We start from the raw sequence: 14543 nt of genomic DNA, 5'->3' as shown, positions 1-14543 counted from the left end.
ACCCGAGATGATTCCGGTCAGTTTTTCTACCCAGTCAATTAAAAACGCCAGCTCACGCCGGTGACAAAAGTAAAACTTTCATTACGGTCAATCATTGGGCTGTTAGTAATCTCTTCTGGCAGCTCACTGTATCCGGCACTCGCCATTAATACGACGTGTTCTCCGATGGGGTATTTTGCCGTCAGGCTGACATATGGCACCCAGGCATCTTGCGCGGTATAACTCGCCAGACCGCTGCGACGAGACTCGCTCTCTGAAATGCCATAGTAATAGTCACTGAAATTCTCGTCATAATAGAGAACGCCAAGAGCAGGTGTCAGCGACAGGCGACCTATCTGCATTTTGTGGAATAACGATAACTCACCCACCCAACCGTTACTGTTATCCAGAACATCAGCCGCCGCAGAAGCTTTCACGGTCCCCCAACGCTCATGGTGATACCAGGCAACTCCCGCCATTGCCGTACTGTCACGCTTATCGAGTTGTTGCATAGCATGGTCGTCATTATCGGCAGGATCAAATTCCAGCGGCATCCAGGATGCCGTCAGGCTAAGTTCATTTTTTTCACTTTGTGACAGAATAAAACCTAACGTGGTCTGGCGGACATAAAAAGAATCGCCCTCATAACTGATCAGCGGAATTGCTTTGGTATTTTCATTATAACCGCGATAAGGCGATTCATTATAAACTGCGCCAGCACCAACAGATAATTCAGCGGCAGTTGCACTTGCCATAAAAGGCATAAAAAATAACGCCACAATATTGCGGTTAATTAACATGTCCGACATTCCATTTTAAATTAAGATAAAAAAGAGTCGGCATAGTAATGCTTACAATTTCTCCGGTGCAAGATTCATATTTATATAGTAATATATAAAATTATATATAAATTGGACTGTTGCGATGACAAAATTACAACTCAAGTACCGGGAGTTAAAAATTATCTCGGTAATCGCTGCTAGTGAAAATATCAGCCATGCGGCTACCGTACTTGGCATCGCGCAGGCCAATGTTAGTAAATATCTTGCTGATTTTGAATCAAAAGTGGGCTTAAAAGTCTTTGACAGAACCACACGGCAACTGATGCTGACGCCTTTTGGCACCGCGCTATTACCGTACATTAATGATATGCTCGACAGAAACGAGCAGCTTAATAATTTTATTGCAGATTATAAGCATGAGAAACGTGGTCGGGTTACCATCTACGCACCAACTGGCATTATTACCTATTTATCCAAACACGTTATCGACAAAATTAAAGATATCGGTGAAATCACCTTATCGCTAAAAACCTGCAATCTTGAGCGCAACGCCTTTTATGAAGGTGTCGAATTTCCCGATGATTGTGATGTTTTAATCAGCTACGCGCCACCAAAAGATGAATCGCTGGTTGCCAGTTTTATTACGCAATATGCAGTAACCGCCTATGCCAGCCGAACTTATCTTGAGAAATACCCCATTAGCCGACCAGACGAACTTGAACATCACTCCTGTATTTTGATCGACTCGATGATGATCGATGACGCGAATATCTGGCGCTTCAACGTCGCCGGAAGTAAAGAAGTACGTGATTATCGTGTTAAGGGAAATTACGTCTGTGACAATACTCAGTCGGCGCTGGAGCTGGCGAGAAATCACCTGGGGATTGTGTTTGCGCCAGACAAAAGTGTGCAGAGCGACCTGCAAGACGGCACGCTGATCCCCTGCTTTCAGCAACCGTATGAATGGTGGCTGGATCTGGTGGCTATCTTCCGTAAACGGGAATACCAGCCCTGGCGGGTCCAGTATGTGCTGGATGAAATGCTGCGTGAAATTCGCCACCAGCTTGCTCAGTCGCAGCAACTGCGGCCTGAACAAGCGGCGGAAAACAAAGATTAATGGTCGAGATAAAGGTAATGCACCCAGCTGGTCATGCGTAACAGCACTTTGCGCATAACCGAAACATGGCTGAAATGATCAGAGTAGACCGCCACCTGGGCGTAAATACCGTCTGGTAAAGCGCTCAAATCAGTGTGCTCATCCAGTTCAATGGTCGCGATAACGCCATCTGAACCCGGCGCTGTGTTTAACGTCTGTAAGGTGCCGGTCGACTGATAAGCTCCGCCGGGAACAGCTGGACTAATGGCTGCCAGCTTACCGCTGAACACTTTGCCTGGCAGAGCGTTAAATACCACTTCCGCATCATCGCCGGGAGCCAGGCGCAGCAAGGAGTTCTGACGGAACTGCGCCACGATTTGTCGTTTCTGATCGGGTATAAACACCATCACCGGACGTAGCGGCAGCGACGCGGCATAGGTACCCGGACGAATCAGGACCTGGGTCACGTAACCGTCGCTCGGCGCACGCACTACCGTCTGCTCAAGGTTATATTTTGCTTCCGCAAGCTGCGCTTTCAGGCTGGCGATTTGTGAATGTTCCCCCAACACCAGGCTATCCAGTTGGCTCTGGATCTGTTTTTGTTCCGCCGCCGATGACTTCACTGAGGCTTCCTGCGCCAGATAATTTTGCCGCGCCACATCGATATCCCGTTCTGAAAACGGGTTTACTTTTGCCTGGCTGCCGCGTGCGTAACGCTGATACTCTTTAGCGAATTTATCCCGCGTGACCTTTGCCTGCTGGGTATTCGCCGCCATCTCATCTAACTCTGCGCCCAATGCCCGCTGCTTATGTTCTGCGGTGACGATATCCGCCATCAGCCGATCTACCCGTGCCTGATAACGCGTCGGATCCAGTCGAAACAGCACTTCGCCTTTTTTAATCAGCGTATTTTTCTTATCCGTCACTTCAATCACCACGCCTGTCACCTGCGGGACAACAGGAATGGAAATAACCGCTTTTTGCGCTTTAAAGGTATATGGATGGTTATAGTTCATTAACAGAATTAAACCGCTGACAATAAATATTCCACCCAGGGCCGCTGTGGGAATGGTCCATTTATTTACGGGAATTTTGAAGATCTTAAACATTGCCCATGCAAAAGCCACATAGGTCAAAATAATCAGTAAATCCATAAATATTACTCGGTAGAAGGAGCTTTCATGTCGGCGAGCTGTTTCTCCAGCCCGGCAATGCGCTGTTGCAGTTGCATAACGGATGAATCATGGCTTTGCATTCCCCATCCCCGCTCCGGGCGGTAAAGCGTGGCCCAAATCCACAAAAAGGGCCAGATAACGTGCAACGTAAAAAGACTCACCCAACCAGCAACATGAATGGCGTCGGCATGAGGATGATTACGTTTTTTGGCAATAAGGTAGGGAATATCATGTAAAATAATGATCCCATAGAAGATTACCAGAAATACAAAAATAAGCACTCCCAGTGCAAAATAATCCAGAAACATATTTCCCTCAGAGAATATAAAAAAGAACAATTAACGCATATTATGAAATACCATGATGCAGTGCAATTTGCTTATTTATATAACGACATATTATTTTTTATATACTTTCTGAAATGTGCTGTCTGGTTTTTCAACAGGCCGAGGCTTATCATATTGAAATAATGGAACTATTGGCCAAACTAATGAATAACTCCAGTAAAACATCCACAATGCAGATTAAGCGTATTAAACCTTCAATTATCTACCGTTTATTATTGATTGGTCTCGGAACGCCAATGGTGATTTACGGCCTGGTTTGCGGCGTTTTAGGCATGTTTGGCTACGACCAGGTGAGATGGAACGACACCGTGATCCACGGCCTGCTGGCCCTGCCCGCAGGAATGCTTGCAGGCCTGTCAGTCAGTGTGTTCCTCACCGTGGTGATTGGCACTATCGCTTGTTTTGGTTTGTGGTTGTACAGCCTGGTTCGCCCGCTCACCATCGAAACACGAGATTAAACTCCTGGCAAAACACGCCGGGCAGCTTCCGCCAGAAATGCACTTCTGTTGGCGTAGTCTGGGTTATTGCGCACGTAGGTATCAATCTTGTTCAGTAACCTTTTCGGCATCGTAATATTGATACGTTCAGCCCGACCTTCGAACTGATTCATATTGATATCCACCAGCAACCATTGCCCGCCAATAAAGTCCTGCGCCTGCTGAGCCAGATGTTCGTCTACGGAGCCAGGAAGAGGCAACTCTTCATTCATCTCGCACAAGGTTTCAAAGTGTGCGACCAGTGCGCTTCGCGCATCCTGGAAAGCGTCATCAAGCGTATCCCCGGCAAAATAACAGCCAGGAACATCAGGGAAAAAACCGCTGGCGCTACCGTCGGAATCGCTATGGATATAGGCGGGATAAAACATATTGCCTCCTGAAATTTTAAAATGTTAAACCAGCCTGACGCTCAATTTGTGCCAGCGTGCCTGGCTTAATATCTTTTTTAGGATGCGGGACCGTCACCAGGCCCGGATGAACAGGATGGCGAAACTGATGATGACTGCCACGGGTTCGAATATGTTCCCAGCCATGCTGTTTCAGGATGGCGATCACGTCTGCACTTTTCACATCCCTGTCCTTCCATGATTATACACATGATACACATATAATTAGCGATAACAATCACGATAGCGCGATTTATAGAGGCCGTCAGGTGGCTAAAATTGATTCAGGAATGTCGCTCGGAAGAAGAATAACGACGTGCAGTAACTTGTTGAAAAAATGCGAGGAGACTCGCAATTTACGTATAACTCATAGTATTAGGCGTTAAAAAACCTTGTATTAGATTATTCATGCGATATCGAAGCCAGTCTTGCTATAGCTCCAACTCGTATTCATAGAACGTTTAAAATAACCAATAAAAGAATAACAGACATTGTTTTATTTTCTTGATAATTATCAAGCTTGTTTCACCATTGTATTTACAATGTGCAAACATTATTTTTTGTGTGTTATACATTAAGTATGACCAATGATAACGCGTTAATATATAAATATTTTCTATATTTTTATAAAACGCATTTTTATTAAATATATAAAAGGAGTTATAATGTCTATGGAGTTTATAGATAAGCTGAATTCATTATCCGCAAAAATAAAACAACAAGCCGGGGTCATTGAAACTGAGGAGGCTACCAAAAATGCTTTCGTAATGCCGTTCATTAACAATGTGTTAGGTTATGATGTCTTTGATCCTACCGAAGTTATCCCAGAGTTTGTATGCGATATTGGAACGAAGAAAGGTGAAAAGATTGACTATGCGATCTTAAAAAGTGGTGAGGTTCAGATTCTCATTGAATGCAAAAAAATCGGCGATCCTCTAAATATAAATCACGCTTCACAGCTTTTTCGATACTTCCATGTAACAAATGCAAGAATATCTATTCTAACCAATGGACAAGTTTATAAATTTTTTACTGATTTAGAAGCGCCTAATAAAATGGATGAAAAACCATTTCTTGAGATAGATCTGCTTGACTTAGATGAAACAGTTGTTCCCGAGATAAAGAAACTTACTAAATCAGCATTTGATTTGGAATCAATAATTAATGCTGCAGGTGAATTAAAATATGTTAGTTTAATTAAAAAAGTTCTCCATGCACAAATGAATAATCCTGAAGAGGATTTTGTAAAATTCTTTGCAGCAAGAATTTATGAAGGTATGTTAACACAAAAAGTAAAAGATACGTTTGCAAAATTAACAAAGAAAGCTGCCAATCAATATATTAACTCTCAAATAAACGAAAGATTGAAATCGGCAATAGGTGGTGGTTCATTATCTGTAATTGATTCGAATTCACACAATGAAGAAGTAGAATGTATTAATAAAGAAGAAACCGATATTGCTACTACTATGGAGGAGCTTGAAGGATTTCATATTGTTAAAGCTATAGTTCGCGTAGTGCTTGATGCACCACGAATAGTCCACAGAGATACAAAAAGCTATTTTGGTATACTTGTAGATGACAATAATCGAAAGCCACTCTGTAGATTACATTTCAATCGAAATCAAAAATATATTGGCCTATTTGACTTAGAGAAAAACGAAACCCGCCATCCTATTGAATCTCTCGATGATATTTATTCTTTCAGCGATGAGTTAAAAGCGACTGCCGCTTTATACAACTAAAACATAGGCAGGCAACAATTAATGTTGCCTGCCTAAAACATCAGAACAGCCCCAACGGTTTATCCGAGTAGCTCACCAGCAGACACTTGGTTTGCTGATAATGCTCCAGCATCATCTTATGGGTTTCGCGTCCGATGCCCGACTGTTTGTAGCCGCCAAACGCTGCGTGTGCCGGGTAGGCATGATAACAGTTGGTCCACACGCGTCCGGCCTGAATGCCGCGCCCCATCTTATAGGCCAGATTGCCGTTACGACTCCAGACGCCTGCACCCAGGCCATATTGCGTGTCGTTCGCCAGCTCCAGCGCCTCGTCCATCGTTTTAAAGGTGGTTACCGCCAGCACCGGGCCAAATATTTCTTCCTGGAAAACACGCATATTGTTCTGACCAAACAGGATAGTCGGTTCAAGGTAATAACCGTCTTTCAGCTCGCCTTCCAGCAACTTGCGCCGCCCGCCGGTGAGCACATCTGCGCCCTCTTTTTTACCGATATCAATGTAATTGAGGATGGTTTCCAGTTGCCCGTGAGATACTTGCGCGCCCATTTGCGTCACGCTGTCGAGCGGGTTACCGCTACGAATACTTTCAACACGGCGGATGGCGCGTTCCATGAAGCGTTCGTAGATAGACTCCTGCACTAAAGCACGGCTCGGACAGGTACAGACCTCGCCCTGGTTAAAAGCAAACAATGCAAAGCCTTCCAGCGCCTTATCGAAAAAGGCATCTTCTTCATCCATCACGTCAGCAAAGAAGATATTTGGCGATTTGCCGCCCAGCTCCAGGGTTACTGGAATAATGTTTTGCGTGGCGTACTGCATAATCTGCTGACCCACTTCCGTTGAGCCAGTAAATGCCACTTTGGCAATACGTTTTGAAGTCGCCAGATATTCGCCAATTTCGCCGCCCGCACCGTTGACCACGTTCACCACGCCCGGCGGCAGTAAATCACCGACAATTTCCATTAGCAGCAGTACAGAAAGCGGGGTAAGTCGTGCGGGTTTCAGCACCACGCAGTTGCCCGCCGCCAGCGCGGGAGCCATTTTCCAGCTCGCCATCAGCAGCGGGAAGTTCCACGGGATAATCTGCCCCACCACACCTAACGGTTCGTGGAAGTGATAAGCCACGGTTTCGCTATCCACTTCACTGATCCCACCTTCCTGCGCCCGAATACACGAGGCGAAATAGCGGAAATGGTCAATCGCCAGCGGCACATCGGCAGCACTGGTTTCGCGAATGGGTTTGCCGTTATCCCAGGTTTCAGCCGTCGCTAACAGCTCGAGGTTCTGCTCCATCCGATCGGCAATCTTGAACAGAATCGCTGCGCGATCCTGCACCGAGGTATGCGCCCATTTATCTTTCACTTTATGCGCAGCATCCAGCGCCAGATCGATATCTCGTTTGCCCGAAGACGCCACTTCGCACAACAACTGCCCAGTTACCGGCGTCAGGTTCTGGTAATACTCGCCATCGGCGGGCGCGACCCACTCGCCGCCAATAAAGTTGTCATAGCGGGCTTTTAACTTGAGGGGGAAACCATACTCGCCGGGCTTAATCTGTGCTGAAGGGGGATTGTTGGTCATGATCGTCTCCTTGCGGTGTGAGGTATAACAAGGGTAGACGTGACTGGCGAAATCTTCGCCAGTCGGTAACAGCTTTACGACGGCTATCACGAATTTACTGGCAAGGACTACAGCGGGTAATGTGCGACGTATACTACTTGCTGGTCATTAATTTTCTTCTCTTGCGCAAATCCTTCTTTAACAATCGTCCGTAAATCAGTTCGCGCTGTATTATCAGAGACGCCCAGACTCGCGCTGGTTTCAGAAACTGTGTACTCTTTCCCCGGATTGGCGAGCATCACATTCAGAAGCGTCACCTGACGCGGATTCAGTCGCCTAAGCACACCAGAACTAAACAATAGGCGGTCAAGTTTTGCGCTTCGTTGCATAATTTCATCAATATGCTGCTGCCAGTTTTGCACAGCACGTTTAATGACACCCGCCTGATATTCAAGGAAATAAGTCAGATCCATACCATCTGATTCAGTGTACTGGTAGCTGGCGGCATATTTGACTGGTGCAACATGAAGCAAACGGCTGATGGAAATATATTTAAAGACATCGTAGCCCGATTTCAGCATATACCAGTAAAACAGCGCCCGACTGGTGCGCCCGTTGCCATCGCGAAACGGATGTTCATGGGCCAGCATAAAATGCAGAATGCAGGCGCGGACCAGCGGATGAATATACCCTTCATGGCTGTTTAACCACTGGCAAACTTTTTCCAGTCGTTCCGGCAACAATGCCGCAGCGGGCGGTTGGTGCACAATATTGCCGTCATAATCGGCGATCACGACATCATCTGTTTCACGAAATTCACCCGGACGATATTTCGCGTCATTTATTCCCCCCATACCAATAGCATGTAACTGACGTATAAGCGCAGGTGTCAGCGGTTCTGTGAGTAATTGCGGAATTTCCGCCATCAGCCGGGCATTTCCCGCAATCATATGCTCGTCTTCAGTGCGCGGCGCCCGCCCCGTTTCCAGCATTTTTCTCGCCACCAGCGTCGTGGTATTCGCACCTTCCAGTTGGGAACTGGTAATCGGCTCTTCCAGGCGTAACTGGCTTAACTCGGCGCCCGCCCCGCGTAACCGTTCAGTCTGATCTTTCAGCGCCAGCGCGGTTGCATGTTTGTCGACAAGCTCGCACGCTTCTGCAATCACTGGCGTAATGTTGAATCCGGCCTGCTCACCCGCTTCATTGCAATAATTGATTCGCTGGATCGCCGCGTTGCGCGCCAGTCGGGTAAGCGTCCACGCCACTTCAATGTTTTCCCCTTTTTTGATGCGGTACTGCAACTCATCAAAAGGCAGATAACGTCCTTTTTCATCGGTAACCCGGTTAAAGCGCAAGTGGGCCTGGAGTTCCTCACCCGATAAGTGTGATAAAGGAATCAGTCTGGGAGGTGATTTGATAGCCATTTACTTATCTCAAAAAAGCGCAATATTGAGATAGTGTATAGCAGACTAAAGAAACTATCTCAAAAATCGCAAATTTTGAGATAGCGGCTGACAACACGCCAGCCGCAGGAGAATGGGGATTACATTGCAGCGCGATAAATCGCCACAATTTCTTCGTGAGTTGCCTGGATCGGGTTAGTAAAGCCACAGGCATCTTTCAGGGCATTAGTCGCCAGAACCGCGAAATCTTCTTCTTTCACGTTCAGGTCGCGTAGGCCTGCCGGGATATCCACTTTCTTCGCCAGTTCACGGATGGCGTTAATGCAGGCTTCAGCACCTTCCGCGTCGTTTTTACCTGTCACGTTCACGCCCATTGCAGCGGCGCAGTCACGCAGACGTGCAGCAGCGACTTTGCTATTGAATACCTGAACGTGCGGCAGCAGAACGGCGTTACATACACCGTGTGGCAGGTTGTAGAAACCGCCCAGCTGGTGCGCCATCGCATGAACATAACCCAGAGAAGCATTATTGAACGCCATACCGGCGAGGAACTGGGCATAAGCCATTGCTTCACGCGCTTTCGCATTACTGCCATCTTCAACGGCTAACGGCAGGTTTTCGGCAATCATGGTCACGGCTTTCAGTGCACAAGCGTCAGTGATCGGCGTGGCGGCAATAGAAACATACGCTTCGATAGCGTGCGTTAAGGCATCCATACCCGTTGCGGCGGTCAGTGACTTCGGCATACCGACCATCAGAGAGGAGTCATTGACAGAAAGCAGCGGAGTTACATGTTTATCCACAATCGCCATTTTGATGTGACGCGCTTCGTCAGTGATGATGCAGAAACGGGTCATTTCAGAGGCCGTACCCGCCGTGGTATTGATGGCGATCATCGGCAGCTGCGGTTTTGCAGAGCGGTCAACGCCTTCGTAATCGCGAATATCGCCGCCATTGGCTGCCACCAGCGCAATACCTTTTGCGCAGTCGTGTGGAGAACCACCGCCTAAGGAAATCACGCTATCGCAATTATTTTCTTTAAGTAATTTCAAACCTGCGGCGACGTTTTCCGTGGTGGGGTTAGGTTGGGTGCCATCATAAATAACGCTAAAAATATTGCGTTCTTCCAGTGCTTTTTGCACATCGCCCGCCATACCTAATTTCGTTAACATACTGTCAGTGACAATCAATGTACGGCGAAACCCATATTCTGCCATCATATTCATTGCATCAGCCAATGAATCAGCGCCGATGACATTCACAGAAGGAATAAAAAAGGTTGAAGCTGCCATAACACACTCCTGAAAGTGTAAAAAAGGGCGGGCAGCTTACTGAGGATTTTCATTCGAAAATATGATCAGTATTATTGTTTAGCAAAATTAATCTAATAAAAAGCACATTGTATTCATTAAACAATGTGCTTTTTTAAATTCATAAGAATTTTGTATTAATTTATTTTAAAACTTAATTAATCATTTCCTTATTTTTCCGGAAATAATAATGCGTCACGCAATAGATGATCATTTCCCCGACGACGCGTAAAACCAATGCGGTCAAAATATTCCAGAATTTGAATTGCCAGTTTTCGACCAACACCTAAACGATCGCGGAAATCCGCCGCACAGGTCGAGCCACACTCCTGATCGAGATCGCGGATCATGTTGGCAAACTCGACAATCCGATCGTTACGGTAATAACGATCTTTAACGATCGCCGTAATTATCCCCTGCTGCGCCGCCTGCCGTAGTGTCAGGCGCATTGCCTGTTCGTCAGTTCCCGTCTCTTTTGCCAGGTCACGCACCCACCACGGCTCGTTGCCAAACAGCGGTTCCACTTTTTGCCAGATTGCTTGCTGCTCTTCGCTAAATCCCGCTTTGTGATCCGGCAGATGCAGCCAACCATGATGGCTGTGAATGTCACCGCTTTCGCGCATCTTTTCAATCAGCAACAGCACCAGTGCTTCATCTTCCATCGGCAATGCCATGCGCCGCAGACGCTCACGTCCCGGACCAGGTTCATCGCGATGTTGCTCATGATAAGTTGCTAATGTGTCGAGAATTTTACGTTGCCAGCGGGCGGCAACTGGAGCGTTCAACAAACTGTAACCAGCCTGAATATAGCCCGGCTGTTGCAGTAATTCGCGCATCCCTTCACCATTGAGCTGACGCGCCCAGGCGAAATCGGCAAGGTTAACCGCACCGCGCTCCAGATGAACGGTCAGTGCGTCGGCATCGCTTTGTGTGCGTGCCAGTGACGCCAGCCATTGCAGATATTCCGGCTTACGTTTACCGCGACGCGGCGGGTTAAGCATCACCACGCGCGCCCCCGCCAACGTGTTGCGGGCAGAGATATCGCGCAGCACCAGGCGATCGTTATCCGCCAGCCACAGCGGCGTGTCGAACACCAGTTCGGCAAGGTTATCTTCCAGCAGCGAAACGCGTCCCGTAACGTGGCTGGCGGCGTGGTGAATATGCAGCGGCTGCCACTGGGTCAGCGGCGTATGGGTTTGTAACTCGACAATCACTCGTGTGAACGGCTCTGGCGGCACATCGGCAAGCAGCCAGTCGCCACGGTTAATCTGTTCTTTTTCCGCATCACCAGCGATGTTAAGCGCAATACGCTGCCCGGCATGGGCGGTTTCAGTTGGCTGGTTTTGCGCATGCAGCGCACGCACGCGCATCGGTTTATTTACACCAGTCAGCCATAGTGAATCGCCTACCTTCACTTCCCCGCTTAACGCCGTACCGGTGACCACCAGCCCGGCACCTTTTACGGTAAATGCGCGGTCGATAGCGAGTCGGAAACTATGTTGGCTGGCGTGTTCACGTTCTGGTAACTGAAGCAGATGCTCGCGCAGGGCATCAATTCCCCGTCCTTCGGTCGCTGCGGTGATAAACAGTTTTGCCTCAGCAAAACCGTATTCCCGCAGCACCTCCTTTACCTGGCGTTCAACCTCATCAACACGCGCTTCGTCCACGCGATCGGCTTTGGTCAGCGCCACTGTCAGCATCGGGTTACCGGTCAGCTGCAAAATCGCCAGATGTTCACGGGTCTGTGCCATCACGCCGTCATCGCACGCCACCACCAACAGCGCGTGATCGATACCACCAACGCCCGCCAGCATGTTGGAAAGAAACTTTTCATGACCGGGTACGTCGATAAAACCAGGCACGCGACCATCCGGCTGCGGCCAGTAGGCATAGCCGAGATCGATGGTCATGCCGCGCTTTTTTTCTTCCGGCAGACGGTCGGCATTTACGCCCGTAATCGCCTGTAATAACGTCGTTTTGCCGTGGTCAACGTGTCCGGCAGTCGCAATAATCATTTCAACAACATCTCCAAAAACCGTTGCTCATCTTCGAGGCAGCGTAGGTCCAGCCACAGACGCCCGTCGTAAATGCGACCAATCACCGGAATCGGCAATTCACGCCAGCGAGCAGCTAATGACTCAAGGTGGCTACCGCGTCCGTCATGAGGCGTAAACGTCAATGCCGCGCTCGGCAGACGATCCACCGGCAGCGAACCACTGCCAATCTGCGAAAGGCATGGCATAACCTGTACCGCAAACTCCGCGCCATAGTGAGCGGCAAGGGGTGCCTGTAACCGTTGCGCCTGGATTTGAATGACCTCTGCGCTGCGGGTAAGCAGACGCAGGGTCGGTAATTTTTCACTCAGTGCTTCAGGGTGTAAATAAAGACGCAACGTGGCTTCCAGCGCCGCGAGAGTCATTTTATCTGCACGTAATGCACGTTTCAGCGGGTGACTCTGCAAACGCGCGATCATCTCTTTTTTACCAACGATAATCCCTGCCTGCGGCCCGCCTAACAGCTTGTCGCCGGAGAAGCTCACCAGGCTGACGCCCGCCGCAATCAACTCCTGCGGCATCGGCTCTTTTGGCAAACCATACTGACTGAGATCCACCAGCGAACCACTGCCTAAATCAGTCACCACGGGAACATCCAGTTCTTTGCCGAGCGCCACCAGTTCCGCTTCATCTATCGCTTTGGTGAACCCTTGAATGCTGTAGTTACTGGTATGCACCTTCATCAGCAGCGCGGTATTTTCATTCACTGCCTGACGATAATCATTCGCGTGCGTGCGGTTGGTGGTCCCCACTTCGTGTAGGGTGCAGCCCGCCTGGCGCATGACGTCAGGAATACGAAACGCGCCGCCAATCTCCACCAGTTCGCCGCGAGAAACCACCACTTCTTTACCACTGGCAGTTGCTGCCAACATCAGCAGCACCGCCGCCGCATTGTTATTGACGATACAGGCATCTTCTGCGCCGGTGATGCGACATAACAACTGCGCCAGCGCACGATCGCGATGCCCGCGTCCGGCGTCATCCAGATCATATTCCAGCGTCACCGGCAAACGCATAACTTGCGTAACAGCCTCAACCGCCGCTTCCGCCTGCAATGCCCGCCCAAGGTTCGTATGCAGCACGGTTCCCGTCAGGTTGATCACCGGACGCAGCGCGCTCTGCGCCTCTTTCGCCAGACGAGCATCAACCTCTTGCGCCCAGTTTTCACACCATGCAGGCAGCGACTGGCTGTCACGAATCATTTCCCGCGCTTCGTCGAGCATCTGACGCAGCAGCTCCACGACACGGGTATGGCCATAAGTATCACGCAAAGAAAGGAAAGAACTATCACGCAATAAGCGATCGATAGCTGGAAGCTGACTATAGAGGGAACGCGTTTCGGTTGTCATAGGAAACCAGGCTCATCAAGGCCCTCTCGCACGGAGAAGGGCGTTTAACATAACCACGGATTGTAACGTGAGAAGCGTCAGGAGGACATATCGCGCATCAAGCCTTTGGCGGTTCGGTGCGAGCGAAGCTTTCGCGGCTAAAGAGATTCTCGACCAGTTTGACTAAGTGTGGGCGGTCCACACACCAGCCCGGCGCAACGCGGCGGAAATTGAGATATCCAACGGCACAGGCAATGGCGATAGTCGCCAGATTGACCGTATCGGTTTTGAGCGTGCCATCGACCAGATATCCTTCCAGCACATCCAGGCTGCGGTTGATTTTCTCCCGCTGGCGTAACAATTCATCTTCAGACTGCTGCGCCGCCGGACGCGCCTGTTCACGCACCGACACCAGCCCGGCATCCATAATGCCGTCGGCCAGCGCCTCAATTTTGCGCACCCGCAACGACTCCAGCGGATCGCGCGGCAACATCGCCGGAGCGACATTCATTAATTCAATATATTCAGCGATGATCGGCGAATCAAACCAGCATTCGCCATCTTCGGTCACCAGCACCGGCACTTTCCCTAACGGGTTAAATTGCGCCACGCCATTGTCCGCGTTATAGGGCAGTTCATTAATAAATTCGAAAGTTATGCCCTTTTCTAACAACAGAATAGAAAGTTTGCGTACAAACGGGCTGGTGTAGCTACCGACGAGTTTCATGCCGAGTCCTTTGTGCGAGGAAAAATATCAGTATGGCCTGGTGATGGGAAAAAGAGCAGAAAATGTTGATGGTTTGTTACTTCAAAATAAATCACATATTTATCATGGTGATATAAATATTTTCCTAATTGCTGTTATCTGACGGATATCTCACTT

General features: G+C 48.8%; 14 protein-coding genes. 3 read left to right on the top strand and 11 right to left on the bottom strand.

The annotated features are described in order from the left end of the window. Nucleotides 1–38: 38 nt before the first annotated feature. Entirely contained in the window at nucleotides 39–779 is a 741-nt protein-coding gene (locus FEK47_RS13955; protein ID WP_130206640.1) for a MipA/OmpV family protein, read from the bottom strand. Nucleotides 780–903: 124 nt separating this feature from the next. Between FEK47_RS13955 and FEK47_RS13950 the strand changes: the two genes are divergently transcribed. Next, entirely contained in the window at nucleotides 904–1878 is a 975-nt protein-coding gene (locus FEK47_RS13950) for a LysR family transcriptional regulator (protein ID WP_138183221.1), read from the top strand. On the opposite strand, the gene FEK47_RS13945 is transcribed toward FEK47_RS13950, so the two are convergent. Then, nucleotides 1875–3011, bottom strand: a complete 1137-nt coding sequence (locus tag FEK47_RS13945) for an HlyD family secretion protein (protein WP_138183220.1) — start codon at nucleotides 3009–3011, stop codon at nucleotides 1875–1877. The two genes, FEK47_RS13950 and FEK47_RS13945, sit on opposite strands and share 4 nt — an antisense overlap. 5 nt (nucleotides 3012–3016) lie before the next feature. After that, entirely contained in the window at nucleotides 3017–3340 is a 324-nt protein-coding gene (locus tag FEK47_RS13940; protein ID WP_130258353.1) for a DUF3302 domain-containing protein, read from the bottom strand. Nucleotides 3341–3522: 182 nt separating this feature from the next. Between FEK47_RS13940 and FEK47_RS13935 the strand changes: the two genes are divergently transcribed. Beyond that, nucleotides 3523–3837 (top strand): hypothetical protein, encoded by a 315-nt coding sequence (locus FEK47_RS13935; RefSeq protein WP_135487039.1) that lies wholly within the window; start codon nucleotides 3523–3525, stop codon nucleotides 3835–3837. Here the strand turns inward: FEK47_RS13935 and FEK47_RS13930 are convergent. Continuing rightward, nucleotides 3834–4244 (bottom strand): type II toxin-antitoxin system HicB family antitoxin, encoded by a 411-nt coding sequence (locus FEK47_RS13930; RefSeq protein ID WP_130206650.1) that lies wholly within the window; start codon nucleotides 4242–4244, stop codon nucleotides 3834–3836. The genes FEK47_RS13935 and FEK47_RS13930 overlap by 4 nt on opposite strands. A gap of 16 nt (nucleotides 4245–4260) precedes the next feature. After that, entirely contained in the window at nucleotides 4261–4446 is a 186-nt protein-coding gene (locus FEK47_RS13925; protein ID WP_130258355.1) for a type II toxin-antitoxin system HicA family toxin, read from the bottom strand. Between the two features lie 481 nt (nucleotides 4447–4927). Between FEK47_RS13925 and FEK47_RS13915 the strand changes: the two genes are divergently transcribed. Then, a complete protein-coding gene (locus FEK47_RS13915) occupies nucleotides 4928–6007 on the top strand; it encodes a type I restriction endonuclease (protein ID WP_171020853.1) in 1080 nt (359 codons plus the stop codon). 40 nt (nucleotides 6008–6047) lie between these two features. On the opposite strand, the gene aldB is transcribed toward FEK47_RS13915, so the two are convergent. The 6 genes from aldB to FEK47_RS13885 form a co-directional block, all read right to left on the bottom strand. Further along, nucleotides 6048–7586, bottom strand: coding sequence for an aldehyde dehydrogenase AldB (gene aldB / locus FEK47_RS13910; RefSeq protein ID WP_000183976.1), 1539 nt, complete (start codon nucleotides 7584–7586; stop codon nucleotides 6048–6050). A 107-nt stretch (nucleotides 7587–7693) separates the two neighbouring features. Further along, nucleotides 7694–8989 (bottom strand): Fic family protein, encoded by a 1296-nt coding sequence (locus FEK47_RS13905; RefSeq protein WP_135487038.1) that lies wholly within the window; start codon nucleotides 8987–8989, stop codon nucleotides 7694–7696. Nucleotides 8990–9108: 119 nt separating this feature from the next. Continuing rightward, nucleotides 9109–10260 (bottom strand): L-threonine dehydrogenase, encoded by a 1152-nt coding sequence (yiaY, locus tag FEK47_RS13900; protein WP_135487037.1) that lies wholly within the window; start codon nucleotides 10258–10260, stop codon nucleotides 9109–9111. A gap of 188 nt (nucleotides 10261–10448) precedes the next feature. Then, a complete protein-coding gene (gene selB / locus FEK47_RS13895; protein WP_138183219.1) occupies nucleotides 10449–12293 on the bottom strand; it encodes a selenocysteine-specific translation elongation factor in 1845 nt (614 codons plus the stop codon). Then, nucleotides 12290–13681 (bottom strand): L-seryl-tRNA(Sec) selenium transferase, encoded by a 1392-nt coding sequence (selA, locus tag FEK47_RS13890; protein ID WP_130206662.1) that lies wholly within the window; start codon nucleotides 13679–13681, stop codon nucleotides 12290–12292. Before selA ends, selB begins: the two co-directional genes overlap by 4 nt. Nucleotides 13682–13778: 97 nt before the next feature. Further along, on the bottom strand, nucleotides 13779–14387 hold the full coding sequence (locus FEK47_RS13885) for a glutathione S-transferase (RefSeq protein WP_135385259.1): 609 nt from the start codon (nucleotides 14385–14387) through the stop codon (nucleotides 13779–13781). Between the last annotated feature and the right edge of the window lie 156 nt (nucleotides 14388–14543).

This window comes from Escherichia sp. E3659, assembly GCF_005781135.1.
GTDB lineage: Bacteria > Pseudomonadota > Gammaproteobacteria > Enterobacterales > Enterobacteriaceae > Escherichia.
Note: the sequence above shows the minus strand (reverse complement) of the source record. Positions and strands in the feature narration are given on the sequence as shown.

What these genes read in the sequence shown, in the direction of transcription:
- FEK47_RS13945 (WP_138183220.1), bottom strand. Translation starts at nt 3,011, where the DNA reads ATGGATTTACTGATTATTTTGACCTATGTGGCTTTTGCATGGGCAATG.
- selA (WP_130206662.1), bottom strand. Translation starts at nt 13,681, where the DNA reads ATGACAACCGAAACGCGTTCCCTCTATAGTCAGCTTCCAGCTATCGAT.
- yiaY (WP_135487037.1), bottom strand. Translation starts at nt 10,260, where the DNA reads ATGGCAGCTTCAACCTTTTTTATTCCTTCTGTGAATGTCATCGGCGCT.
- selB (WP_138183219.1), bottom strand. Translation starts at nt 12,293, where the DNA reads ATGATTATTGCGACTGCCGGACACGTTGACCACGGCAAAACGACGTTA.
- FEK47_RS13950 (WP_138183221.1), top strand. Translation starts at nt 904, where the DNA reads ATGACAAAATTACAACTCAAGTACCGGGAGTTAAAAATTATCTCGGTA.
- FEK47_RS13915 (WP_171020853.1), top strand. Translation starts at nt 4,928, where the DNA reads ATGTCTATGGAGTTTATAGATAAGCTGAATTCATTATCCGCAAAAATA.
- FEK47_RS13905 (WP_135487038.1), bottom strand. Translation starts at nt 8,989, where the DNA reads ATGGCTATCAAATCACCTCCCAGACTGATTCCTTTATCACACTTATCG.
- FEK47_RS13955 (WP_130206640.1), bottom strand. Translation starts at nt 779, where the DNA reads ATGTTAATTAACCGCAATATTGTGGCGTTATTTTTTATGCCTTTTATG.
- aldB (WP_000183976.1), bottom strand. Translation starts at nt 7,586, where the DNA reads ATGACCAACAATCCCCCTTCAGCACAGATTAAGCCCGGCGAGTATGGT.
- FEK47_RS13935 (WP_135487039.1), top strand. Translation starts at nt 3,523, where the DNA reads ATGAATAACTCCAGTAAAACATCCACAATGCAGATTAAGCGTATTAAA.
- FEK47_RS13940 (WP_130258353.1), bottom strand. Translation starts at nt 3,340, where the DNA reads ATGTTTCTGGATTATTTTGCACTGGGAGTGCTTATTTTTGTATTTCTG.
- FEK47_RS13885 (WP_135385259.1), bottom strand. Translation starts at nt 14,387, where the DNA reads ATGAAACTCGTCGGTAGCTACACCAGCCCGTTTGTACGCAAACTTTCT.
- FEK47_RS13930 (WP_130206650.1), bottom strand. Translation starts at nt 4,244, where the DNA reads ATGTTTTATCCCGCCTATATCCATAGCGATTCCGACGGTAGCGCCAGC.